The sequence below is a fragment of the Nocardia shimofusensis NBRC 100134 genome (assembly GCF_001613125.1).
Classification (GTDB): Bacteria; Actinomycetota; Actinomycetes; order Mycobacteriales; family Mycobacteriaceae; genus Nocardia; species Nocardia shimofusensis.
On sequence record NZ_BDBT01000007.1, the window covers coordinates 197,978 to 220,002 of the forward strand.

At 66.7% G+C, this 22,025-nt stretch carries 24 protein-coding genes; 13 read left to right on the forward strand and 11 right to left on the reverse strand.

What is annotated here, in order from left to right; translation table 11 throughout:
* The first annotated feature begins 10 nt into the window (after positions 1 to 10).
* Positions 11 to 334, forward strand: a complete 324-nt coding sequence (locus NS3_RS10380) for a putative quinol monooxygenase (RefSeq protein WP_067857371.1) — start codon at positions 11 to 13, stop codon at positions 332 to 334.
* 137 nt (positions 335 to 471) lie between these two features.
* Positions 472 to 1,305 (forward strand): enoyl-CoA hydratase-related protein, encoded by an 834-nt coding sequence (locus NS3_RS10385; RefSeq protein WP_067857374.1) that lies wholly within the window; start codon positions 472 to 474, stop codon positions 1,303 to 1,305.
* A 58-nt stretch (positions 1,306 to 1,363) separates the two neighbouring features.
* Here the strand turns inward: NS3_RS10385 and NS3_RS10390 are convergent, their stop codons facing one another.
* Entirely contained in the window at positions 1,364 to 2,125 is a 762-nt protein-coding gene (locus NS3_RS10390) for an alpha/beta hydrolase (RefSeq protein WP_067857377.1), read from the reverse strand.
* A 188-nt stretch (positions 2,126 to 2,313) separates the two neighbouring features.
* Positions 2,314 to 2,628, reverse strand: a complete 315-nt coding sequence (locus NS3_RS29020) for an oxygenase MpaB family protein (RefSeq protein ID WP_157101263.1) — start codon at positions 2,626 to 2,628, stop codon at positions 2,314 to 2,316.
* Here NS3_RS29020 and NS3_RS29025 point away from each other — a divergent pair.
* Together NS3_RS29025 and NS3_RS10400 are read left to right on the forward strand one after the other, a co-directional pair.
* Complete coding sequence (locus NS3_RS29025; RefSeq protein ID WP_157101264.1) at positions 2,611 to 2,817, forward strand: hypothetical protein; 207 nt, start codon at positions 2,611 to 2,613, stop codon at positions 2,815 to 2,817. The two genes, NS3_RS29020 and NS3_RS29025, sit on opposite strands and share 18 nt — an antisense overlap.
* A gap of 24 nt (positions 2,818 to 2,841) precedes the next feature.
* Positions 2,842 to 3,456, forward strand: coding sequence for a class I SAM-dependent methyltransferase (locus NS3_RS10400; protein WP_067857383.1), 615 nt, complete (start codon positions 2,842 to 2,844; stop codon positions 3,454 to 3,456).
* Between the two features lie 161 nt (positions 3,457 to 3,617).
* Here the strand turns inward: NS3_RS10400 and NS3_RS10405 are convergent, their stop codons facing one another.
* The gene (locus tag NS3_RS10405) at positions 3,618 to 4,151 is read right to left on the reverse strand and encodes a DUF1360 domain-containing protein (protein ID WP_067857386.1); all 534 of its coding nucleotides are present in this window, start codon (positions 4,149 to 4,151) and stop codon (positions 3,618 to 3,620) included.
* 196 nt (positions 4,152 to 4,347) lie between these two features.
* Here NS3_RS10405 and NS3_RS10410 point away from each other — a divergent pair, with 196 nt between their 5' ends.
* Together NS3_RS10410 and NS3_RS10415 are read left to right on the forward strand one after the other, a co-directional pair.
* The gene (locus NS3_RS10410; RefSeq protein ID WP_067857389.1) at positions 4,348 to 4,896 is read left to right on the forward strand and encodes a DUF2231 domain-containing protein; all 549 of its coding nucleotides are present in this window, start codon (positions 4,348 to 4,350) and stop codon (positions 4,894 to 4,896) included.
* Between the two features lie 266 nt (positions 4,897 to 5,162).
* Complete coding sequence (locus NS3_RS10415; RefSeq protein WP_245649551.1) at positions 5,163 to 6,050, forward strand: cation diffusion facilitator family transporter; 888 nt, start codon at positions 5,163 to 5,165, stop codon at positions 6,048 to 6,050.
* 119 nt (positions 6,051 to 6,169) lie between these two features.
* Here NS3_RS10415 and NS3_RS10420 read toward each other — a convergent pair whose 3' ends face one another.
* Both NS3_RS10420 and NS3_RS10425 read right to left on the reverse strand, forming a co-directional pair.
* Complete coding sequence (locus tag NS3_RS10420) at positions 6,170 to 6,583, reverse strand: hypothetical protein (protein WP_084495294.1); 414 nt, start codon at positions 6,581 to 6,583, stop codon at positions 6,170 to 6,172.
* Positions 6,584 to 6,697: 114 nt separating this feature from the next.
* The gene (locus NS3_RS10425) at positions 6,698 to 7,708 is read right to left on the reverse strand and encodes a GlxA family transcriptional regulator (RefSeq protein WP_067857396.1); all 1,011 of its coding nucleotides are present in this window, start codon (positions 7,706 to 7,708) and stop codon (positions 6,698 to 6,700) included.
* A 54-nt stretch (positions 7,709 to 7,762) separates the two neighbouring features.
* On the opposite strand from NS3_RS10425, the gene NS3_RS10430 reads away from it, so the two are divergent.
* The 3 genes from NS3_RS10430 (at position 7,763) to NS3_RS10440 (ending at position 13,180) form a co-directional block, all read left to right on the forward strand.
* On the forward strand, positions 7,763 to 9,088 hold the full coding sequence (locus tag NS3_RS10430) for an MFS transporter (protein WP_067857399.1): 1,326 nt from the start codon (positions 7,763 to 7,765) through the stop codon (positions 9,086 to 9,088).
* Between the two features lie 752 nt (positions 9,089 to 9,840).
* Positions 9,841 to 11,904 carry an McrB family protein gene (locus NS3_RS10435; RefSeq protein WP_067857402.1) on the forward strand — a complete coding sequence of 688 codons (2,064 nt, stop codon included), beginning with the start codon at positions 9,841 to 9,843 and terminating at the stop codon, positions 11,902 to 11,904.
* Positions 11,897 to 13,180: an McrC family protein gene (locus tag NS3_RS10440; RefSeq protein WP_084495296.1), complete on the forward strand. Its 1,284-nt coding sequence runs from the start codon at positions 11,897 to 11,899 to the stop codon at positions 13,178 to 13,180. The genes NS3_RS10435 and NS3_RS10440 overlap by 8 nt, the downstream gene beginning before the upstream one ends.
* Positions 13,181 to 13,534: 354 nt before the next feature.
* On the opposite strand, the gene NS3_RS10445 is transcribed toward NS3_RS10440, so the two are convergent.
* The 3 genes from NS3_RS10445 to NS3_RS10460 all read right to left on the reverse strand — a co-directional run bounded on the left by NS3_RS10445 (position 13,535) and on the right by NS3_RS10460 (position 16,155).
* Positions 13,535 to 13,897, reverse strand: a complete 363-nt coding sequence (locus tag NS3_RS10445; protein WP_157101265.1) for a hypothetical protein — start codon at positions 13,895 to 13,897, stop codon at positions 13,535 to 13,537.
* Between the two features lie 288 nt (positions 13,898 to 14,185).
* Positions 14,186 to 14,416 (reverse strand): hypothetical protein, encoded by a 231-nt coding sequence (locus NS3_RS10455; protein ID WP_067857410.1) that lies wholly within the window; start codon positions 14,414 to 14,416, stop codon positions 14,186 to 14,188.
* Between the two features lie 524 nt (positions 14,417 to 14,940).
* Positions 14,941 to 16,155 (reverse strand): NAD(P)/FAD-dependent oxidoreductase, encoded by a 1,215-nt coding sequence (locus tag NS3_RS10460; protein WP_067857413.1) that lies wholly within the window; start codon positions 16,153 to 16,155, stop codon positions 14,941 to 14,943.
* Positions 16,156 to 16,488: 333 nt separating this feature from the next.
* Here NS3_RS10460 and NS3_RS10465 point away from each other — a divergent pair, with 333 nt between their 5' ends.
* The 3 genes from NS3_RS10465 (at position 16,489) to NS3_RS10475 (ending at position 18,626) form a co-directional block, all read left to right on the forward strand.
* Positions 16,489 to 16,794, forward strand: coding sequence for a hypothetical protein (locus tag NS3_RS10465; protein WP_067857416.1), 306 nt, complete (start codon positions 16,489 to 16,491; stop codon positions 16,792 to 16,794).
* A 247-nt stretch (positions 16,795 to 17,041) separates the two neighbouring features.
* The gene (locus NS3_RS10470; RefSeq protein ID WP_067857419.1) at positions 17,042 to 17,923 is read left to right on the forward strand and encodes an acyl-CoA thioesterase; all 882 of its coding nucleotides are present in this window, start codon (positions 17,042 to 17,044) and stop codon (positions 17,921 to 17,923) included.
* A gap of 16 nt (positions 17,924 to 17,939) precedes the next feature.
* On the forward strand, positions 17,940 to 18,626 hold the full coding sequence (locus NS3_RS10475) for a DUF427 domain-containing protein (RefSeq protein WP_067857422.1): 687 nt from the start codon (positions 17,940 to 17,942) through the stop codon (positions 18,624 to 18,626).
* Between the two features lie 120 nt (positions 18,627 to 18,746).
* Here NS3_RS10475 and NS3_RS28415 read toward each other — a convergent pair whose 3' ends face one another.
* Positions 18,747 to 19,319: a DUF3558 family protein gene (locus tag NS3_RS28415; protein WP_169811625.1), complete on the reverse strand. Its 573-nt coding sequence runs from the start codon at positions 19,317 to 19,319 to the stop codon at positions 18,747 to 18,749.
* Positions 19,320 to 19,540: 221 nt separating this feature from the next.
* Positions 19,541 to 20,455 carry a YncE family protein gene (locus NS3_RS10485; RefSeq protein WP_067857428.1) on the reverse strand — a complete coding sequence of 305 codons (915 nt, stop codon included), beginning with the start codon at positions 20,453 to 20,455 and terminating at the stop codon, positions 19,541 to 19,543.
* A 433-nt stretch (positions 20,456 to 20,888) separates the two neighbouring features.
* On the opposite strand from NS3_RS10485, the gene NS3_RS28420 reads away from it, so the two are divergent.
* Positions 20,889 to 21,566 carry a nuclease-related domain-containing protein gene (locus NS3_RS28420; RefSeq protein WP_169811626.1) on the forward strand — a complete coding sequence of 226 codons (678 nt, stop codon included), beginning with the start codon at positions 20,889 to 20,891 and terminating at the stop codon, positions 21,564 to 21,566.
* A gap of 185 nt (positions 21,567 to 21,751) precedes the next feature.
* Here NS3_RS28420 and NS3_RS10495 read toward each other — a convergent pair whose 3' ends face one another.
* Positions 21,752 to 21,964 (reverse strand): hypothetical protein, encoded by a 213-nt coding sequence (locus NS3_RS10495; RefSeq protein ID WP_067857434.1) that lies wholly within the window; start codon positions 21,962 to 21,964, stop codon positions 21,752 to 21,754.
* Positions 21,965 to 22,025: the final 61 nt, after the last annotated feature.

The window sequence follows — 22,025 nt, forward strand, 5'->3', positions numbered from 1 at the left end:
GGAGATACCCATGTCCGCACCGATCGTCGTCGTGGCAACCATAGTCGCCAAGCCCGGTCACGAGGACGAAGTCGAGAAGGTCTTCGCCGACGCCGCGCCCGCTGTGCACGCCGAGCCGGGATGCCTGCTCTACGCTCTGCACAGGAAGACAGGGGCGACCGGCGTCTTCGTGATGGTCGAGAAGTGGGCCTCCCAGGAGGCGCTGGGCGCGCACATGCAGGGTGCGGCCATGCGCGGGATCGGCGCCGCTCTGCGCGACGCGCTCGCCGGCGCGCCGGACATTCAGACGCTGGAAGCCGTGCCCGCGGGCGACGCCGAACGCGGCGCACTCTGATCGCAGCCGCGAAGCCGATCCGCCGCGGTGAGCCCCGCTCCGATCCCCCGCCCGGCGGTTGGGCAGGATCGGGACGGGGCCGACGGCGGCAGGCCGGCATCGACAGACACCCCGTGTACCCGGGAAAGGCAACCACGATGAGCTACACGACGATCACCTACGACGTCAGCGAGGCGATCGCGACGATCACGCTGAACCGTCCCGAAGCGCGCAACGGCTTCACCGCCGACATGGCGAACGAGCTCGGCGCGGCGCTGACCGCGGCGGATCTCGACGATCAGGTCAGGGTGGTCGTGCTCACCGCCACCGGGAAGTACTTCTGCGTCGGCATGGACCTGGGCGCGGGCGGCGGCGAAGAGGACATGGACCACCCGGAGTGGGTCGAATGGGCCACTCGGGTGGCGCGGCCGATGACCGATCTGAACAAACCCGTCATCGCCGTGCTCCAGGGGCCGGCCGTCGGCGTGGGCATCACCATGACGCTGCCCGCGGACTTCCGCCTCGCCGCCGACGACGCCCGGTTCGGTTTCGTGTTCGGACGCCGAGGTCTGGCGCCCGAAGCCGGATCGCTGTGGTATCTGCCGCAACTCGTCGGCCTGGCCAAGGCCAAGGAGTGGATGCTGACCGGACGGCTCATCGAGGCCGACGAGGCGCTGGCCGCGGGCCTGGTCACCAGCTTGCACCCGCAGGAGGCCCTGCTCGACGCCGCCTACGCCCTGGCCCGTGAACTCGCCACCGAGATCGCTCCCGGCTCGGCCGCGATCATCCGCCGCGGCCTGGTCGCCATGACCGCCGAGGGCAGCCCCGAGGCCGCGTTCGAGTTCGACCGCAAGACCATTCCGCACGCGCTGCGCTCCGCGGACATCGCGGAGGGTATCGGCGCGTTCCTGGCCAAGCGGCCGCCCGCCTTCACCGGCGTCGCCCGCCGTGACATTCCCGACCTCACGAAGTGGCTGCACGCCTCGTCGTAGTTCGCGCGGTCCGCGGTATCGGCGTCCGCCGCATGGCCGGACGCCGATACCGGTCACGTCAGTCCGAAGCCGTGTCGGCGGCCCGGCCGAGGTGGCGGGCGAAGAACCGGACAGAGCTGTCGCGCTCGTATTCGGGCACCTGGTTGTGCCTGCCCGGGTGAGCGTGCATCGCCTTGTCCGTCGATCCGAAGGCGTCGAACAACGCGATCGCGGCGGCGTGGTCGATTTCGTCCTCGTCCCACGGAATCCGGTACTCCACCGGGACGGTGATCTTTCTCGCCGCCTCGATCAGGGCGTCGTGCACGAAGACCCCACCGATGCTCAGGGCAGCGATCCGGGATTCGACCGCCGTCAACATCAGCCCGGTCACGACGCCCAACGTCATGCCGCCGTAGCCGACCGGCGCTTCGGCGCCGATCTCGGGCAGCGCCTGCAAGGCGTCCAGGGTCGCCTGCCATTCCGGCACCGCCCGCTCCGCCAGCGACATGTTGTAGTCGATCCCGATGGCCGCGATCGGCTCGACCGCTGCCCGGGCCCGATGGATCGCCTCGACCCACTGTTGATCCTGAAGGTCTCGCGACCGGTCACCATGTCCGGGCGCGTCGATGGCAGCGACAGCGAAGCCGTAGGTGGTCACGCTGTGGAGTGCACTGGCGACCAGCCCCGGCGCCTTCTTGTGCATGCCGCCGGCGTGCCCGAACAGCAGCAGCGGTGCGCCGACGGTTGCGGATGTGGGCGACCAGAGCACGCCGGTGATCTCGTCCAGGGTGAAGTTGCGTTCGATGACACCGTTCGACGATGTCTCGGAGGTGAAATGCATGGTGTTGCCTCTCGGGATTGCCTCTTCAGGCGCTCCCGGCGACACCTACCTCGATCGCCCGACCGTGCACACGAGTGGGAGCACCCACATGGTTGTCACGTTCATGGGTCTCACCTCCTCGTGTGATGTCACGGTCCAGCGCACGCTATCAATCCGATCCGAATGCCGTCCAACCTATTTCTCGTCGGCTACGAGCCGACCGCGGCCCCGTTCGCCCGAGCCTTCGATGCCTTCGACGTCCTCGCAGCCGCGACGGCCGACAGAGCCGGCGCCGCGGGGGTGGCCGCCGCCCGCGCGTGCGCCTGGTAGACCTCTTTGATCTTGCCGTCACGCACGCTCTGCAGGAGCAGACGCGTGAGGCCGCGCAGCACGGCCTTCTTCGGGCGCGAGTACTGCGGGGTGTTCATCAGGCGCTGTGCCCAATCCGGATGCAGATCCTGCACCGCCCAATACAGCAGCGCGTACACCGGGCGGACGTAGACGGGATGACGCCAGGGAGCCAACGGGTTCAGCAGATCCAGCACTCCGCCCGGTTGCTGGACGCGGAGATCGCCGCGGACGTCGCGCGCCTCGCCGAACTGGAGAAGCGCGGAGACCAGCAGCGAACGCAGGCCGGGCTGCGACAGCGGATCAGCGCGATGGAGTCGATCCGTAACCGTTTGCGCACGCCCCGCGAGCACGGCGGGCCGTAGCGCGGGGCGCGGTAGTTTGCAGTCATGGCAGCCGACGCCGAACAGCGAGTCATCGATCTCTATGAGCGTCATGCGGACGCCTGGGCTTACGAGCGGGGTGATCGCGTGGTGCTCGAGACGGAGTGGCTGGACCGGTTCACCACACTGCTCCCGGAGGCCGCGACCGTACTCGATCTCGGTTGCGGGTCCGGAATGCCGCTCGCGGGCCACCTCATCGAGCGGGGCTGCCGAGTCACCGGGGTCGACTCCTCCCCCGCCATGATCGGCCGGTGCGCGCGGCGCTTCCCCGACCATGAATGGCTCGTCGGTGATATGCGGACCGCGGCGCCGGATCGCGCGTTTCACGGAATCCTCGCCTGGGACAGCTTCTTCCACCTCACCCCGGACGATCAACGCCGGATGTTCCCGGTCTTCGGCACACGTGCCGCACCGGGCGCCGCGTTGATGTTCACCAGCGGCCCGGCGGCGGATGTGCGGATCGGCACCTACCACGGCGAGCCGCTCTATCACGCGAGCCTCGACAGCGACGAGTACCGGGAATTACTGCACGCCAACGGGTTCGAGATCATCGCCCATATCGCGGAGGACCCCGGGTGCGGGCTGCACACCGTCTGGCTCGCGCGTCGCGCCGAACGCTGACAGTCGCGGCGACGGCCCTGCTACTCCCGAGACGTTCCGCGGGACGGCGATGGTGACCTGATCCAGTCGTGGAATACGCGCGATAGCGCCGGTCGCCCACAGCCCCGGCATCCGGCGCGGCGCCTGGTCCAGTCGGTCGCGGAAAGGTCCAACTGTCTCGATTACGCGGTGGCGGGCCGCGCGCCCGAGAGCGGGATCTCGCCTTCGGCGATCTGCTGGGCGGTCGCGTAGGCCAAGTGCAGGAAGTCGGCGCCTGCCAATGCGGTCGTCGCATCGATCACCACTCGGGTGGCTCGCGGCGCGAATGCCTGACCGATGACGAATCCGGTGACCACCCAGACGTCCAGGCAGAATGGGCAGCTCAGCAGTTCTCCCAGACTGTGGGCGAAACCGCTGTCCGCCTTCGGCTGCTCCATCACCTCGCCGGGGCCGCCGTCCGCGCCCGAGGGAGTCGTGAACGGAGCCCGCACCGGTGCGGTGACGGCGCCTTTCGTCACCAGCCGCGACACCTTGTGCGTCGCCAGCGCCATCCCGAGCACGGTGCGCACGCTCATCCGGGCCGGAAGTTGCCTGCCGGTCACCGCGCCGACCATGACAACGCCTGCCACGACCATGCCGTACAGCACGAGCGTCGCCAGGTAACCGCCGAGCGTACGGTTCTCACCGCTCGAGTCCCGATCTCGGAAGTGAGGCATCGTCGGTTCTCCCTCGGTTCTTCCCGTTCACACCGCCGCGCTGCCACAGTGACCGCGAGCACTTGCTCGGCGACCTACCCCGCCCACCGGGGGACAAACCGGGCTACCTCGATCCTCCGTGGTTCGAACACCCGGGAGGACGAGCGTCGGACCTCGCATACCGGTTCACGCGCAGCGATGCGGGTATCGCCACCGCATGGACATTCACCGAATCCTGAGCGCGCCCGAACAGGCCGAAGGGCTCGACAAGCCTGCCGCGAAGCTCGCCACTCTGACCGGGCGGTTGTTCGGCGACGGCCGGGTCGCCGACTGGGCACGCGGCTCCTGGCTGGGCCACCCGCTCCATCCGATCCTGGTCACCCTGCCGTTGGGTGCGTGGTCGAGTGCCGCCGCGCTGCGCGCGGTCGGATACCCCGACGAAGCCCGCAGGCTCGTCCTGATCGGACTGCTGGCCTTCCCGCCCACAGCGGCCCTCGGCTGGGCCGATTTTCAGGATCTCGACAGGCCGCAACGTCGTGTCGGACTCGTGCACGCCGCTGTGAACGGTGTCGCCGTCGCGCTGTTCTCGGCGGCCTACCGTTCGCGGGACGATCGCACGGCGACCGTGCTCGGCGCGGCGGGCCTGATGACGGTGGGCGTCGGCGGCGCCCTCGGCGGACACCTCACCTACGCCCTCGGCGCCGGTGTCCACCGCTGGCAGCACGTGCCTGCGCCGCTCGAGACCCCGGCTGTGCCGGTGGCCTGACCCCGAACTCGCCGCCGGTGTACCGACGGACCTTGTCGAACAGATCATCGCAGCCATCGCACCGTCGGCCGAGGCCATCACTTCCGGCTGACCCGGACCAGGCGGCGTCGACGGCCGACATGCGCCCCTGGGCAAGCTGGTTCGCCACGAGCCATCCGGGATAGTAGACATATGCGCAGATGTCTATGTATGGTTCGGTTCGTGATCGAGCGGCGTGGAGGTGTGGCCTGATGGGGCATGGACATAGTCATGCGGGAGTTGGGCCGGTGGGTACCGGGCATGCCGGCGGGAGGCACCGCTGGCGGCTGGCGGCGGCGCTCGTCCTCATCGCCGGATTCTTCGCCGTCGAGCTGACCTACGGCCTGCTCTCGGGGTCGCTGGCCCTGATCTCGGACGCCGGTCATATGGCGGCCGATGTGGTCACATTGGCCGCCGCGCTGGCCGCGACCGGTATCGCGACGCGCAAGGACACCAGCGGACGTCGCACCTACGGCTCATACCGGGCAGAGGTTTTCGCCTCCGGGCTCGCGGTCCTGATGATGCTCGGCGTATCCGTCTACATCGTGATCGGCGCGATCGGCCGGATCGGCAGCACCCCTGAGGTGCAGACCGGACCGATGCTCGTCGTCGGGGCGCTGGGCCTGGTCGTCAACGTCGTCGCGCTGTTGTTGCTGCGTTCGGGCGCGACGGAAAGCCTGAACGTCAAGGGCGCCTACCTCGAGGTGGTGGCCGACACCGCCGGGTCGGTGGGGGTGATCGCCGCGGGCTGGCTGGTCCTCGCCACCGCGAACCCGGTATGGGACACCGTCATCGCGCTCGCGATCGGCGCCTTCGTCGTAGTCCGTGCGGTCAGCCTCGGCCGACAGGTCCTGGCTGTGCTCGCCCAGCACGTTCCCGAGGGGATGGACCTCGGCGCGGTCGAATCCGATCTCGCGGGCATCCAGGGCGTGATCTCGGTGCACGACCTACATCTGTGGACCCTCACCTCCGGCATGAACGTCGCCACCGCGCATCTCGTCGTTCCCGGCCAGCACGAGGTGCACAGGGTCCTGGACGAAGCTCGTCGTGTCCTGAGCGACGATCACGGGCTCGCCCACGCCACGCTGCAGGTCGAGCCCGCGGACCACACCGGGTGCGACGAACTCGACTGGTAATCGCAAGGTCTCTCCCCGCACCGCCGCAGTCTCCAGGCCACCGACGGGCACCCCTTGCGGTCGTCGAGGAACACCGGCCCTCGGCGCCGGATTCCTCTGCGATGTGTGCGGTCCCCGTTTCAGCGGGGCGCGACGGTCGGCCCGGCGGTCGGGCCGCCGAACGGATGCCGCCAGCTTCGCTGGGTCTGGACCGGCGCCGTCTGGACCGGTGCCGTCTGAGCCGGCGCCGCGGCAGGCCGGACGTCGTCCTGCCCCACGACGGTGTCGCGGCGGGTTGCCTTCAGTTCGCGACGAGCGTGGCGCGCCCGCTGAGAATTCCGACGCGCACCCGCGAGCAGCATGCTCAGCCCGAACGCGGCGACCGCGCCCACGACGATGCCGTAGAGGAACAACGTCCCGGTCGAGCCGGTGACCTGGTATCCGAACACCGAGAAGTCGTTGGTCAGCGAGTGGGCACTCCCGGTGTTGTCCACCACCCCGACCACACCGACGATCACGGCGGCGAGCAGAAGAATGAGCCCGATGATGATCATGTCGACCTCCAAGGCCTGGAGAGTGTGCTTTTCTCCAGTCAACGCCAGGTCTCGTCGGGTGTCGAGGTTCGTCCACCGATCGTTGCAGAACGTGGGGCGGCGGTAGCTGCCCGTTCACTGACCGGTGAATGCCTTCCGATACGCCGAGGGCGACATCCCCAACCCCCGCCGCATGTGATGGCGCAGATTGTCCGGCGAGCCCAGCCCGGACATCTCCGCGACGACATCGACCGGCAGATCCGCCGACTCCAGCAGTTCCCTCGCCCGATCCACCCGCCGATCGCGAATCCACGCTCCCGGCGACATGCCGGTCTCGGCCTGGAACCGTCGGGCGAAGGTGCGCGGGCTCATCCGTGCGCGCGCGGCCAGAACCGCCACGCTCAACGGCTCGGCCAGGTGTTCCAGCGCCCACGCCCTGACCGCCGCGGTACTGCGGTCGTCGTGGTCGGGCACGTGATGTTCGATGAACTGGGCTTGCCCGCCTTCGCGCCAGGGCGGCACGACGCAGTGCCGGGCGACGCGGTTGGCCACCGCGGCCCCGTGGTCTCGGCGGATCATGTGCAGGCACAGGTCGATGCCCGCGGCCAGCCCGGCCGAGCTGAGCAGTGATCCCTCGTCGACGAACAGCACCGTCTCGTCGAGGTCGACCTTCGGGAAAAGACCGCGGAAATCGTCGGCGTAGCGCCAATGGGTGGTCGCGCGGCGGCCGTCGAAAAACCCGGCGGCCGCGAGCACGAAGGCGCCGGTGCAGATCGACACGATGCGTGATCCGGCCGGAATGGCGGCCAGCGCCGCGGCGACCTCGTCGGTCAGGCGGCCTTCGTTGCGGGCGGGCGGGAATCTCGTCCCCGGCACGATCACCGTGTCCGCGACGGCCAGTGCCTCCACACCGCGCTCGGCCACCAATGAGTACCCGGCGGTGCCCCGCACCGGACCGGGTTCGAGCGCGCAGGTCACCACCTCGTAGAGCGGCATGCCGTCCTCGGCGACGGCCGCCCCGAACACCATCGGCGGGATGGTCGCGTCGAATCCGACCACCGGCTCGAGCAGCAGGACCGCCACGACATGACGGCGAGAAGCGGCCCCCTTCGCCTCGAACGACTCGGTGGCGTGATTTTCCGGCATATTGGCAATCCTGCCACTGGTGGTACGTCGTGTCCTCCCGGATGCTGATTCACCGTGACCACAGAGATCGACCGCGGCATCCACTCCGCGCCCACCCGACCGAAACCCCGCCTGCACTTCGCCTGGATCGTCGCCGCGGTCAGCTTCGTCGCCATCCTCGGCGCCGCGGGCTTCCGCGCGGTGCCGAGCGTCATGATGACGCCCCTGCACGACGAGTTCGGCTGGTCGCACGCCACCATCGGCGCGGCCATGTCGGTCAACATGGTCCTGTTCGGCGTGACCGCCCCGTTCGCCGCCGCCCTGATGGACCGCTTCGGCGTGCGTCCGATCCTGACCGGCGCGCTCGTGCTCATCGCGGCCGGGACCGGCATCGGCGTCTTCATGACCGCGAGCTGGCAGATGGTCCTGCTGTGGGGTGTGCTGGTCGGCCTCGGCACCGGCTCGATCTCCATGGGCTTCGTCGCCACCGTCTCGACCCGATGGTTCGTCGCCCGGCGCGGAATGGTCACCGGCCTGCTCACCGCGGCGGGCGCGACAGGACAATTGATCTTCCTGCCCGTGGTCGCGGACGTGACCGACCGCTTCGGCTGGCGCTGGGCCTCGATCGTCGTCACCGCCGCCGCGCTCGCGGTCATCCCGCTGGTCCTGCTGTTCATCCGCGACCGCCCGAGCGACGTCGGCACCACCCCCTACGGCGGCGCACCCGACACCGATCCGGAACCACTGCCCAACGGCAGCTTCGCCGCCGCGGCGAGCGGACTCCTCCGAGGCGCCCGGGTACCCGCCTTCTGGCTGCTGGCGGGCAGCTTCGCCATCTGCGGCATGACCACCAACGGCTTGATCGGCACCCACTTCATCCCCGCAGCTCATGACCACGGCATGCCCACGACGGTAGCCGCCGGCCTGCTGGCCACCGTCAGTATCTTCGACGTCGCCGGAACCGTCTTCTCCGGTTGGCTCACCGACCGCGTCGACCCCCGCATCCTGCTGATGATCTACTACCTCGGCCGCGGCGCCTCCCTGCTCGCCCTGCCCGCACTCCTGTCCCCCCACGCCGAACCGAGCACCTGGGTCTTCATCATCTTCTACGGCCTCGACTGGGTCGCCACGGTTCCCCCGACCATCGCGATCTGCCGCATCTGGTTCGGCGCGTCGACCCCGGTGGTGTTCGGCTGGGTCTTCGCCTCCCACCAGATCGGCGCCGCCGTCGCCGCATTCGGCGCGGGATATGTCCGAGACGCCCACGGCTCCTACGACACCGCCTTCTTCGTCGCCTCCGGACTCTGCGTGGCGGCGGCGCTCTTGTGCGGCGCCATCCGAATGCCCCGGGAGCGGGCGAAGACAACGGTCCAGCCGCCCACCGAAGTGACATCGAACTAGCGCTGCCGATCACCTGGGAGTCCAGGCAGCAATCGAGGTGTTCTACAGTTGGCGCCGGCGACGGAGGGCTGCCGACGGTTCTCTCGTGGCTGGACTCGGGAGGTCGCGTGGTGATGCAGGTGTCCGACCCACCCGTTGTCGAGCGGAACTCCGCCGCGACGACGGCCTCGACCGCGAAGAGTGGCGCGTGAACGCAGATCGCTGGAAGCAGCTGACCGAATGGCCGCTCACCGCGGCCGCTCTCCTTTTTCTGAGTGTCTACACCTGGATAGTTCTCGCCCAACGCCTACAAGTTTCACCGCCTCATGTATTGAGCACGATCGGGTGAGGATGCTGGTAAGGGAGCCGACAGCGCATACGCCATCACTGCGCAAGGATGACTCGAGGCACCGACAGGATCCGGGACATGGCGGGTTGCCGGACCCACAGCGGCTCCCCAGGTACGAGAGCCGAACGCATTGGACGGGGCGATGCCCCACCGATCATCCTGCATTAGGCACGCTCCTGTGGCATCGTCCTCGTTCGGGCGGCACCGCGCGGTTGGGGTGGAGGGACGTTGGCTCGGATGCAATGGCCGAGGGTGCTGAGCTTGGAGGGGCTGCGAGGCAAGAACAAACGCAGTCGGCGCTGACTAATGGCCACGCGCCTCGCCCCCCGGTCTCGGCACACCGAATACTGGAGGAGAGACTTCGTTCCTCCATCGCCTGCAACTACCCAGCACCCGACGTCCGACACAGCACAGTGAGGCCGACTTGACCACCGATCTGCGGACCGCCATCGCCACATTCGACCGCTCCGCCGTCGCCGCCCAGGTCGCCGAGGCCGCCGACCTACGCAAACAGGTCGTCGACCTCTTCCCCTTGGACGAATGGCCGACACTCCCCCTCGAGCGCTACGCCCTCGGCCTCGGCGCGTCCGACACCGTCACCTACTGCCACCTCATGGAGTTCGGCACCCGCCGACTCGGCAGTATCAGCGGCGGCAGCGCGGGCAAACACATGCTCTACCGGCACCGCTCCGGGGAGTGGAAGCTCGCACCCGCGTTGCTCGGTTCGTCGGTCGAGCAGGCGTGGGAGCGGCTGCGTGGCCAGTTCGTCACGGCTTTCGAGGCGGTCGAGCAGGGGGCGTTCGACAAGCTCGACGACCTCGAGATTCTCCGGTCCGGACAGGCGTTGGTCACCAAGTCCCTCGCGACATACTTCCCGGAGCACTTCCTGCCGATCTTCTCCTCGCCGCATCTGCGGGCGTTCATCACCGCACTCGGCGGCACGCCGGAGAAGGATGTCGCGGCGTGGCAAGCCAACCGGCAGTTGCGGGAACTCGTCGCCAGTGATGCCGAGCTGGCCACGTGGGATGCGCAGGAGATCATGCGCTTCCTGTACGCGAACTTCGATCCGCGCGGACGCGATCACGCGATCTGGAAGATCGCGCCGGGCGCCGAGGCGAGGCATTGGCAGGAATGCCTCGCGGGTGGATTCATCTGTGTCGGCTGGGACCAGATCGGCGATCTCACTCAGTTCGCCAGCGACGCCGAGCTCAAAGAGTTGATGGACGAGATCTACACCGAGCGTCCCGGCCAGAATGCCGACAAGGCGAGCAAGCTGATCGCGTTTCGTGACCTGCAGCCCGGCGACCGAATCGTGGCCAATCACGGAATGCGGAAAGTGCTGGCGATCGGCACGGTGACAGACGGATACCGGTTCGACGACACCCGGCCCAAGTCCAAACACCTCGTCTCGGTCGAGTGGAACACCGACTACGCCCAGGAGCTTCCGGAGCCGAAAGGGGCCTGGCGCAAGACCTTCGCCAAGGTGCCACGAACCCTGTTCGCGACACTCACCGCCGCACGCCGCGCCGGACCCGAGATCCAGACGGAATCCGCACTGCCCGAGGAGGTCACACGCGCGCTCGCGGTTCTCGAGCACAAACCACAACTGATCCTGCACGGGCCGCCGGGAACCGGTAAGACTCGGCTGGCGCTCGATATCGCGCTGGCGATGCATGCGGATTCGGTGGCCGAGGGTTCCTCGCGGAATGCGGCGGTCGCCCGGCTCATCGACTCCGGTCGCGTCCGGCTGGTGACTTTCCATCCGTCCTACGGATACGAAGACTTCGTCGAAGGTTTCAAGCCCGCCCAGGACACGGACGGCCAGGGACTGCGGCTGGAATTGGCGGACGGGGTGTTCCACACGCTGTGCACCGCGGCCGCCGCTGATTCGAAATCGACATTCCTGCTGATCATCGATGAGATCAATCGCGGCGACCTTCCTCGGATCTTCGGTGAACTGGTGACCCTGCTCGAATCCGACAAGCGTGGCCTTCCGCTCACATTGCCGATCAGCGCCCGCCGTTTCGCGGTTCCGCCGAATATCCGGATCATCGGGACGATGAACACCGCGGACCGCAGTGTCAGCCACCTCGACGCCGCCATCCGACGGCGCTTCGCTTTCCTGTCGGTGGACCCCGACCCGGATGCCGTCTCGGGCGAGGTCGGGCCGCTGGAGCTGTCGTCGCTGCTGGAGTCGATGAACGAACGTATCGACCGCGTCCTGGACTCCGACCACCGCATCGGCCACGCCTACCTGCTGCGCGACGACGAGCCCGTCGCCACCGAGGACGAACTGTGGTCGGCCTTCTATCACGACATCGTGCCGCTACTGGTGGACTACTGTGTCGGCCGCGCCGATCTGCTCCAGCAGATCCTCGGTGCGCTCGTCGACCACAAGACCGGTCGGCCGGCCCATTTCGCCGCTGCCGACCTGCCCGCGGCACTCGCCGCCGAATTCACCGCGGGGGCACGCGACGGCGATGAGTGACACACACCGGCTCGTCGTCGCCGAATACGAGTCGGCGGCGCTGGGTTACGACCAGCTGACCGACAACGACATCCGGCGGCTCACCCTCCTGCAGAACCAGCGGCGCTGCACGCTCACCCCAACACGCACCGGCTGGCAGTTCCGCCCGGAGGGGACCGTCGGTGTGCTGAACCTCGACCGGGTCTGCCTGATAATCACCCCGAAAACAGCGTTCACCGGACGCTCCCTGATCCAGTGGCTGTGCTACGCGCTGCAGGTACCCGTGCCGCACGAGTCCACCATCCGTGAATGGACCGTGTCCGCTGACGGATTCGCGGACCTGGTGGCCGCCGCACTACTCGCCGAATGCCACAACCTGCTCCGCGACGGATTGCGCCGCGACTACATCCGCGCCGATCACGTGGGGCCGATCCTGCGTGGTCGGCTCGACGTCGCGGCCCAGGCCAGCCGGAGGTTCGGGCAGCTCGACCGACTACACATGCGCACATTCGACCGCGATGTCGACATTTGGGAGAACCAGTTGTGCGGGCACGCCCTGCGGGCGGCGGCGGCAACGGTCGCCGACTCACACCTCGCCCGGAATCTCCGGTCGGTGGCCGCGGAATTTCCTGTCACCGGATCACCCTCCGAGGCAGTGCGAGCACACGAGCGGGCTCGATACACGCAGCTGAATCAGCGCTACCGGGGTGCACATACGTGGGCTGCGTTGCTGTTGCGCGGTGGTGGGGTTGCCGATTTGCTCGCCGACTGCGGATCCAAGGCGGGCAGTCTGCTGCTCGATCTACCTCGTCTCTGGGAGACAGTGGTGCGTCGGCTGTGTGCGGAATCCTGCCCGCCGGAGGGAATCCTGCTGGCGGCGAGAGGAAACGATGCCATCACTGTCCGCGGCGATCTCACTTCGACGTCGCGGTTCCGACCTGATGTGCTCATCCGGCTGGGCGGGCCCGACGCAGCCGTGGTTCCCATCGATGCGAAGTACAAGACATATCACACCGATCGTGTGTCCCCTTCCGATATCCATCAGCTGCTGACTTACATAGCTGGCTACTCCCCCGTCTCCGCGCCTTTCGCTGCCATCATCTACCCGCAGCCTGGTGACCACTCCCGGCGAGTCCTACGTGTCGCCAACTCCGACCGCAGGCTGGGGGAAATCCATGTCCTGGGAGTATGCGCGGATGCGACGCCCGCAGAGGCGGCCGGATGGCTGCAGGACGTGTACTGGAACCCCCTACAGAACAGATACGCACCACCGGATCACGTGTTGTCGCCTCACTAGACGCGGCGAATCGACCTCAGGTTCCGTCGAATTCTCCACAGTCGTGGAGGTGAATTCCTCCGCTACGCTGGTCGATCGGCACTGAGTGGCGCAGGCCGTCGCCCGGCGTTCTCCTAGGGGCACACAGGTGGCCGAGATGGTCATTGTTTATAGCGGCGCTCCCAGTGAGTTGCTACCGCTGCGACAGGAGGCAGGTGCAGCAACCGATGAGTGACTACTCCGTCATTTCGGGGCTTGTAGGGCAAGGGTTTACAGGTATGCGTCAGATCGAGGGCAAAGTTATCGCTCGTCTTTTCCGAAGAAATCTCTCGGCACATTCAGCCCGGCGACGTGATTTCTTCCTGATCACGGAGATCAACCTGCATTAAATGTCCCGGAGCCGGGTGGAGCGAAGATCGCGATATCGTCCAAGGCATCCTCTGCACGCCCCATAGTCTTCGGATCACGCTGAAGGTGTTGCAGGGCGGGAACGACGCGCTCGCGGTCGATACTTCGGTGGATGCGGGCGATGTGCCCCAAGGCCGTGGCCGCGTTGTTGCGCACATCCGCATCCGGGTTCTCGAATAGGGCCAGTGCACGTGAGGTAACCCACTGGGCATCGGGGTCGTGCAGCGCCAGCCGCAAGATCGTCTCGGCGAGCACCCTATTATCGGTGGATTCGAGTAGCGTGGTTGCTTCGTCGCGCTCGATCGGATCCAACCGTTGGTAGGTACTCATATGCGCTTGCCCTTCCTATTGACCACGCCTGCTTTCACCAAAGCATTCTGCATTTCCTGGGTCAGTTCCTCCCACTTGCGTTGATGCCCATGGTAGATGCCGGAGCCATTATGCGTCTCGTACACGTACCGGGGGAACGTCCCGGCGCAATCGGTCTCCTCCCGCAAGGCAAGAGCAATTGTGTCTTCGAAGACAGCGCGGAACATCCCGTCTCGCGCCGCTACGCGGGCCGTCGCTTCGCCTCGTCCAACGAGATGATCTGTTGCGCAACATCGACCGCCAAGTCCATCACGTCGCCCAGGGGTTCCAGACTGTCACGTCGTCGAATCGGAACTCGAGCGCTCCGAACCGGACCAGACCGGCGCAGACCGAGCGATTCTCGACCTCGCTGGCGAGCACGCTCATCAGATGATCTGTCCCGGGGAGCAGGTGCGACACCACAAGCATCACCTCATGCGTCGCCTCGGCAGTTTCCTTCCACCCGGGTGGCAGGTCGACGTCGAAGGCGGCTACCAGCAACTCGTTGTCCGGGCAACGGACCGAAAGGGTGTCGCCCGCGGTCTGTTCAATGCACCACCCCCAAGGATTCGCGGGGCTTCCGGAACTATCTTCTTGTAGCGCTTCATGACTGCCGTCAGACGTCGAACCTATCCGGTGACCGACCAGTTGTACACGTCCGACCTCTCCCGATCCGAACGGCAAACGACTCTTCTCCGGTGTGCTCGGGTCCGAGGCGGTCCATCGAGTGCTGACCGCTCGCGAATCGCCTCCGGCTGGGTGTGCCCGACGCCGCCGTGGCATCTGTCGCTGCGAAGTACAAGACCTCAGGCGGACATGGTTTCCTGCTGCGGCGCCCCGACCAGTACACCTGGCGCCCTGACGGATGCATCACCACCATCCAGGCCCCGCGGCGATCCTCATCCGTGCTACGCGCGGCGAGCACACCGATGGCATCGGGGTGCAACGGCTTCGGGGTGGCTTCCGGCACTGAACGCCTGCACCCATTCGGCGACCGCGTTCGGAATTCTCGAATTCGATGCGGGTCAGTTCGGCTGGGTTGCGGGCGCGGTCGCGGCTGGTGCTGCCATCGCCTCGCGCTGGGCCCGCAGCAGGGCGGGCCGGTGTTTGCCGTCTTTGAACCAGTGGTGCGAGCCGGGCTTGCTCGCCTCGGTCGCCAGGTGCTTGATACCGGCCGAGCAGGCGATCTCCTTGAGCTTCTTGCCCATCGATCCGCTGAGATACAGCCGCATACCGGTCTCGTTCTTGTGGCCGAGCTGGTAGATCCCGGCGTCGCGGCCGAAGCTCAGGCACATGGCGGGGAACGACAGATCGATCGGCGCGGGCTGCTCGCCGGCGATGCGGTGCAGCAGTGTGTCGGCGGCGTGCGCTCCCAGGCAGTACGCGGAGTAGGCACTCATCCGGAACGGCAGGTCCGACGGCGCCGACGCATCGCCCGCCGCGACGATGCGCTCGTCGTCGATGCTGGTCAGCGTCTCGTCGGTGAGCAGGCGCCCGGCAGCATCGGTGCTCAGCCCGCTGCGGGTGGCCAGGTCGGGCACCCCGAAGCCCGCCGACCAGATCGTGACATCACTGGCCAGTCTCCGACCGTCGGCCAGTTCCACGGCGCCGACCGTCACCGCGGTAACCGCAGCCTCGGCCCCTTCGATGACGGTCACGCCGAGCTGGGCGAGGTACTTGTGGGCCGTGCGCCGCGCCTTGGGGTGCAGGTACGGAACGAGGGCGCCGCCGCAGACCAAGGTGACCGCACGTCCCTGTCCGGCCAGCTCGGCGGCGGTTTCGACGCCGGCCGGGCCACCACCGATCACCGTCACCGGGGCTGTCGTGGGCGTATCGAACAGCACCGACCGCAACCGCTGCGCAGCCTCCAACGTCGCCACCGGATAGGCCAACTCGGCCGCCCCCGGTACCAGCGGCTCGGCGTTACCACTGCCCACCGTATAGACGAGGTAGTCGTAACCGATCGAGCCGCCCTCGGCCAGCAAAACCCTGCGCGCGGCCGCGTCGACTCGCGTCACACTGTCGACTGTCAGCCGCACCCCCTCTGCCAGCACATCCTGGTAGTCGACGACGCCCTCGTGGGTACCGCCGACCACCTGGTGCATCCGCAACCGCGGCACGAAGACCTGGCGCGGATTGATCACCGTCACCCGGACGTCGGCGCGCTGGGTCAGGCGGTTGGCCGCCATCACACCGGCATATCCGCCACCGATCACGACGATTTCGTTCGTACTGTTCATGCTGTCTTTCCTTCGTTCGATAGGGGTTCGGGCACAGGACACCGTGGGTCCTGCTGCTGTGACAGCCGGTGCGTCAGATCACAGCAGTCACAGGGCCCTCGGCTGGTGAATGGTTCGACGGCCCACACGACGCGGACCGCCGGCGCGAGGCAGTGGTCAGTCTCCACTGCCCAGGGGCGAGCCGGGCAGTGGAGACGAATCGAGGTATCTGACCTCGTACTCGCGTTTGACCGGATCCCTCTGGGCAGGTCCGACGAACCCGTCAGCCACCATTTCAGGCAGGAGTCGAACGCCGGTGCTCGGCCATATCCTTGGACTCGTTACCGAAGAACGATGAACTATCCGTACGAGTACGGCATTCATCTCGATGCGCCGCAACCACAGTCCAGTCCGGTCAGCGCCACGATCGCCGCGATCCTGGCGACCATCGCCGGCCTGTTCGCCGCCGCCGGGGCGATCCTCTCGATCGCCGCTTCGGCCCTCGGGTGCGCGCTCGCCGCTTTCGCCCTCGCATACGATGCGGACGTCGGCACCGTCGCAGCGGTCGTACTGTGCGGCACGACTCTCGTGCTCGCCGCCCTGCCCCACACCGGACGATGGATCGCCGGCCGGAAGCTGGGCACAGGACCATTCGCATGAATCCGGAGGCACCCCTACCGCTATTCGTCGAGTAGTGGCTTCTTCGAGTGGCTCGACAGGATCGGCGCAACTCGAGAATGAGTGGCAGCGGCTGTCACATGCGTAGTCGCCCGAATTCCGCACCAGAGCAATCGCCCCGGACTCGAGCGAACTGATCCACTCGACCGGACTGCCGCCCTCGTGTGCGATACCGTGCGAGCAACGGGTATCGACCACCAGCGGGTGGCGGCCAGGAGGGTGGGTGCGAATGACATCCGAGTCCGACACCATGCAGTGGTCGGTAGCCGAGATGCTGGCGCTGTTCGACATCTCCCGCATCGATGAGCATCGGTTCGTGGGGGCGACCGGCCTGGTGGGTGTGGACGACCGGCAGGTGGTCGAAGGAACCCAGGTGCTGGCGCAGGCGATCGTGGCAGCCGCCAAGCGATTCGAGGGCAAGTCCGTGCGGTCGGCGCACGCCGTGTTCGTCCGCGCTGTCATGACCGGCATCCCAGTCGAGTTCGACTTGGACGTCGTCCACGAGGGCCGGTCGACAGCCACCGTGACGATCGCGGCGAAACAGAACGGCGGACGCTGCGTCACCATCACGATCCTCGCCGACGTCCCCTCCGAAGATGTGATCCGCCACCACGTTCCACGCCCTGACGTGCCTTCGCCCGCCGACGCGAATGCCGCCTCGATGCCGATGACCGGACGGGAACTGCGGCTGGTCGGCGTGCGCGATGTCAACGATCCCGACGAGGTCGGACCACCGGAGTTGCATGCCTGGCTGCACTACGACCCGATCCCGGCCCGTGACGATCTCGCCAAAGCGCTGCTGGCGCATTTCACCGGGCACCTGTCGATTTCGACGACCATGCGGGCCCACGCGGGTATCGGCACCGCCCAGGCTCACCACACCGTCTCCACCGCGCCGATGACGGTGGCCGTCAGCTTCCACGAACCGGTCTCCTGGGACGGCTGGCTGCTCTACACGCACGAGAGCACCCAGGTCGGCGCGGGCATGTCCTATGTTCGCGGCACCGTTCACACCGAACAGGGCGAACTCATCGCGTCGTTCACGCAGGAAGGTCTCATTCGCCCGCTGCGCGGCACCGATATCGCCATCGACGCTCGAGCGCGCTTGTGAGTTCAGGAGTAGTGCGATGACTCTGTTCGCGGCACGTGGGCCACTCGGCCCGGACCCGGCTGGCCGGCTCTCCGCCGCGTTGCCCGAGGACCTCGTGTATATCGAACCCCATCCTCGCCGCGTGCAAGCAATTCATCAGGGGCGCACGGTGATCGACACCGAGCGTGCATTGCTGGTGCACCGGCGGCACCGTCCGCTGACCTACGCCTTTCCGGCCGATGCGGTGGTCGGCCTCGCCTGCGAACCGCTGCCCGAAGCGCCGGATCATGTGGTTGTGCCCTGGGATGCGGTCGACACCTGGCTGGAGGAGGGGCGCAGGCTGGTCCACTATCCGCCCAATCCCTATCACCGCGTCGACTGCAGGCCGACGACGCGACATCTGCGCGTCGAGATCGCGGGCAGCCTGCTGGTGGACACCAGGGAGACGATGATTCTCTTCGAGACAGCTCTCGAGCCCCGACTCTATGTCGCACCGCATGTGGTCCGCACCGATCTGCTGCGGCGCACCGAGACGACGAGCTATTGCAATTACAAGGGGACAGCGACCTACTGGGCGGCGGTCGTCGGCGACACCGTTGTCGACGACGTGGCCTGGAGCTATGCGGACCCGCCACCGGAAAGTACGCCGATCACGGGGTACTTGAGTTTCGACGCGTCCAAGGTCGACCTGCGCGCCGAACTGCCCGGAGCACCTTACGTATAGCCCCACATTCGGGGCAGCTGACGGCCGGAGAATTTTCGTCCACCGCGATCTCGGCGGGCTTTGAACACTGCCCCCCGTTCTCGCCCCTGTGGGGATCGGGCACAAGGCCCACTATCGATGCTACTTCCACGGAATTCTTGCGAATACCTGGTCGATCAACGGCTTCGACCGATCGCACATGTCGTTGTCCAGAGACGACGCCCGCTGCGACTCGGGTAGGTAGATCTTCAGATTGGCCATCCGATCACCGCTGTACCAGACGTACACATGACACGCACCCGACATCGCGAGCACCTTGGCCGGATGTCCGATCTCGTCCGTCCATGCCTTGTCCTGATCAGCAGAAGGCAAAGTAGGCGGCGCCATGAACGACAGCTGTACTCCCAGGTCTTCGGGAAGCCGCCACGAGCACGCAGCCATCGACCCGGTCTGCCCGGGAGCGACTATCCGCTTGGGAGCTCCGAGATCCGTTGCCCCGGTGGCATCGCGCGCTTCCTCAGCGGTCAACAGCGCGCACGGGTCCAAATCTTCGAACACAGCCGGAAGGGCGGACACGGGCTCGCCCTCGACAGTGGCAGTTGCGGTCGATACCGTAGCGCCACCTTCTGATTCGTCGCTGTTGCAGGCAGCGGACAGGCTAGCGACCGACAACACCACTGCCAGCGCGCCGCCCGCGGACGCGAGACGTATCACTGACTTCCCCCACTCGACTCCAGCGTTCCAGCAGATCCAAGCAGACACCCGGACAACACACAAATCGCTGTCGCAGCGGACATGCCCTGGATGATTCGCCTGTCGGCTTCGCCCAGTTCGCGACGAGGCACGCCGCGCGGGCCCGCACATCGAGCACGAGGGCCGGATCCTGTGCCTGCTCGTAGGATTGCCACGCACTCGATTCGATCTGCGGCGCCGGTTCACTGAGGAGCGATCACCTCGATTTGGCCTGCGTCTTCGTTTGTCACATAGAGATAGTGGGTTTCCGGATCCACGGCGGCTCCCCAGGTTTGCGAGCCATACCTGGTGGACGGGGTGATGCCCGAGGAGCGCACGGCGGTAACCTCGCGGGTGCGCGTGTCGATCATCGTCACGATCTGGAACACCCCTCCGGTGAAGTACACGGTGTGCACGGTCGGATCGACGACGGCCGCGTAGGCGTGCCCACGTTCTCCCAGGAAGACACTGCCTGTCCGCGTACGGCTATCGGTATTGATGAGCGAGACCGAATTTCCTTCGTAGTGGGTCACGTAGGCGGTGCGCTGCTGCGGGTCGATGGCGATGTGTTGCGGATCGTCACCGAGCCGGATGGTGGTGCTCACGGTGAAAGTTCCGGGGTCGATGACTGAGACGTCGGCTCCGCTGACGACCCAGAGGTGATGCGTGGTCGGATCGACCGCCAGGCCGGTGGGATGACCGTCGAGCGGAATCGTCGCGACGACGGCGCGAGTGACGGTGTCGACGGCGGTCACGGTCCTGGAGAAGCGATTGGCGACGTAGACGGTGCTGCGGACCGGGTCGACCACGACTGCCCTCGGGTCACCGCCGACGTCGATTGTCGCGGTGACGGTATGGCTGTCCGGACTGATGACCAGCAGCTTGCCGGCCGAGTTTCCGCACACCAGGTAGACGAGGTGGGTAGCCGGGTCGACCGCGATCGACTGGGGCGAATCCGGAAACACCCGACCCACTGGAATCGTGGCGGTGACGGCCCGGGTGCGGGTGTCGATGACCGATACCGACTGGTCATCGGTGGAGTCCGCATAGTGAGCGACGTAGGCCTCGTCTGTCCCGGGATCGATCGCGACACTGCGGGGGTTATCGCCGACCGCCACGGTCGCCTCGACTCGGTAAGGGCCGGGGCCGATGTGGGACCCTCCGACGGTCGCCGGATCAGTGGTGGTGGCTGCGGCAGCGGTAGTTGTCGATGGCGGAGTGGCCGTTCTCGGCGCGGCACAGCCGGACACGGAAACCCCCACCGCTACCGCCAGACCGAATCCGGCGATGAGCCTTGTCCTGGAATACATTTGCCGAAATCTAGCAGCCGTCGGCTATCCAACCGGTCGTGAAGTTCCGTCCCGGCTTCGGCCACGCCGATCAGGACTATGGCGTTTGTCCAACGTCTTGATCGAGGACCGACCGTTCCACATGTAACCCGCTGTGCGCGAACCACTTCCGAGCGCCGGTACTGCGTGCGACACTGACGGAGACGTCGGTGAGGGAGACCGGCCTGATGAGCTGGGTCAGGTCGATCGGGGGGAGGTCACTGTGCTGCTTGTGGTCAACCGGGATTCGGAGTTGTCATCCGCCGAAGCGCGCTTCGCCGAATGGGTCCGGTGGAGCCCTGCTCAGCCCGGAGTGGTTGTGCTCAACGTCAACGTTCCTCACCGTGGACGTAGTCGCCAGCTCGACGCGCTCATCTGGACCCGGCAACGGTGCATTGCGGTGGAGATCAAAGGATTCCGCAGCCAGCAGCACGGCACGGTGGTAGTTCCGCCAAATGGCCCCTGGTTGATGGACGACGGCCGGATCGCCGATATCTACGGCAACACCTACGACCACGATCCCCTCAGCCAGGTCCGCACGAACGCCCTGGCGATGAAGAACTGGGCCACCCGGGCGACTCATCGGAGATGTTTCGTGTACGGCCTGGTCGTGGTGATGCTGCTACCCGGCCAGCACGTTCCGTCGCTGGAAGCTCACGCCCATCCGGAGAAGACCGACATCATCATCGAAGACTTCGACGTGTTCCGCTACTACCTGCACCGCCTGGAAAACCAGAAGGTGCAGTGGAACGCCGAGCAGGTCCACACCCTTCTGACCCGACTCGGCGTCGCGCACCTCTACGGCGGTCGCCAGGATCTGATCGCGGCCGCGCTCGGCGAACCGGCGAACTCTCCTCCCGGGGCCGACGCTCTCGGTGCGGTTCAGCCGCACCGCTACTGAACGGGCTGCATGTCAGACGCCGTGCAGATCGATGTGCACGATGCGAGTATGCGCATAGCACTTATCGACGGCGACATCGCGCAGTATCACTTCGCCTGTCGACGAGGTGAACCAAACCGGTGCGTGCAGGCATCAGGTGACGAGACCAGCGGGGCGGCCGACGGAAATTCGTCCCGCCACACGGTTCAGTTGGGTATGACGATGGGACAGGACGCGGCGCCCACGGCGCAGGCGAATGACATGAGGAGGTTCTGCATCACATCGGCGGAACCGGTGCCGATCGAACTGCTGCCCGCACCGGCAGTTTCCGCGGCGGCCGGGCCGGCTGCGGTGACAAGTCCCGTGGTGAGGGCGATAGCAGCGATACTGATGCGCAGTGTTTGCGTCGGTGAGATCATAATTGAATCGTATAATTGTGCTGCCGATTCGGCTGCCCCCGATTACGGGGGCTCGGTGACC

Coding starts and splice junctions, on each gene's coding strand:
- NS3_RS10495 (WP_067857434.1), bottom strand. CDS start 21,964: ATGATCTCACCGACGCAAACACTGCGCATCAGTATCGCTGCTATCGCC.
- NS3_RS10465 (WP_067857416.1), top strand. CDS start 16,489: ATGAACTATCCGTACGAGTACGGCATTCATCTCGATGCGCCGCAACCA.
- NS3_RS10420 (WP_084495294.1), bottom strand. CDS start 6,583: ATGATCATCATCGGGCTCATTCTTCTGCTCGCCGCCGTGATCGTCGGT.
- NS3_RS10475 (WP_067857422.1), top strand. CDS start 17,940: ATGACTCTGTTCGCGGCACGTGGGCCACTCGGCCCGGACCCGGCTGGC.
- NS3_RS10470 (WP_067857419.1), top strand. CDS start 17,042: ATGACATCCGAGTCCGACACCATGCAGTGGTCGGTAGCCGAGATGCTG.
- NS3_RS10405 (WP_067857386.1), bottom strand. CDS start 4,151: ATGCCTCACTTCCGAGATCGGGACTCGAGCGGTGAGAACCGTACGCTC.
- NS3_RS29025 (WP_157101264.1), top strand. CDS start 2,611: ATGACGCCAGGGAGCCAACGGGTTCAGCAGATCCAGCACTCCGCCCGG.
- NS3_RS10400 (WP_067857383.1), top strand. CDS start 2,842: ATGGCAGCCGACGCCGAACAGCGAGTCATCGATCTCTATGAGCGTCAT.
- NS3_RS10385 (WP_067857374.1), top strand. CDS start 472: ATGAGCTACACGACGATCACCTACGACGTCAGCGAGGCGATCGCGACG.
- NS3_RS10425 (WP_067857396.1), bottom strand. CDS start 7,708: ATGCCGGAAAATCACGCCACCGAGTCGTTCGAGGCGAAGGGGGCCGCT.
- NS3_RS10410 (WP_067857389.1), top strand. CDS start 4,348: ATGGACATTCACCGAATCCTGAGCGCGCCCGAACAGGCCGAAGGGCTC.
- NS3_RS10380 (WP_067857371.1), top strand. CDS start 11: ATGTCCGCACCGATCGTCGTCGTGGCAACCATAGTCGCCAAGCCCGGT.
- NS3_RS10440 (WP_084495296.1), top strand. CDS start 11,897: ATGAGTGACACACACCGGCTCGTCGTCGCCGAATACGAGTCGGCGGCG.
- NS3_RS10460 (WP_067857413.1), bottom strand. CDS start 16,155: ATGAACAGTACGAACGAAATCGTCGTGATCGGTGGCGGATATGCCGGT.
- NS3_RS10445 (WP_157101265.1), bottom strand. CDS start 13,897: ATGAGTACCTACCAACGGTTGGATCCGATCGAGCGCGACGAAGCAACC.
- NS3_RS10390 (WP_067857377.1), bottom strand. CDS start 2,125: ATGCATTTCACCTCCGAGACATCGTCGAACGGTGTCATCGAACGCAAC.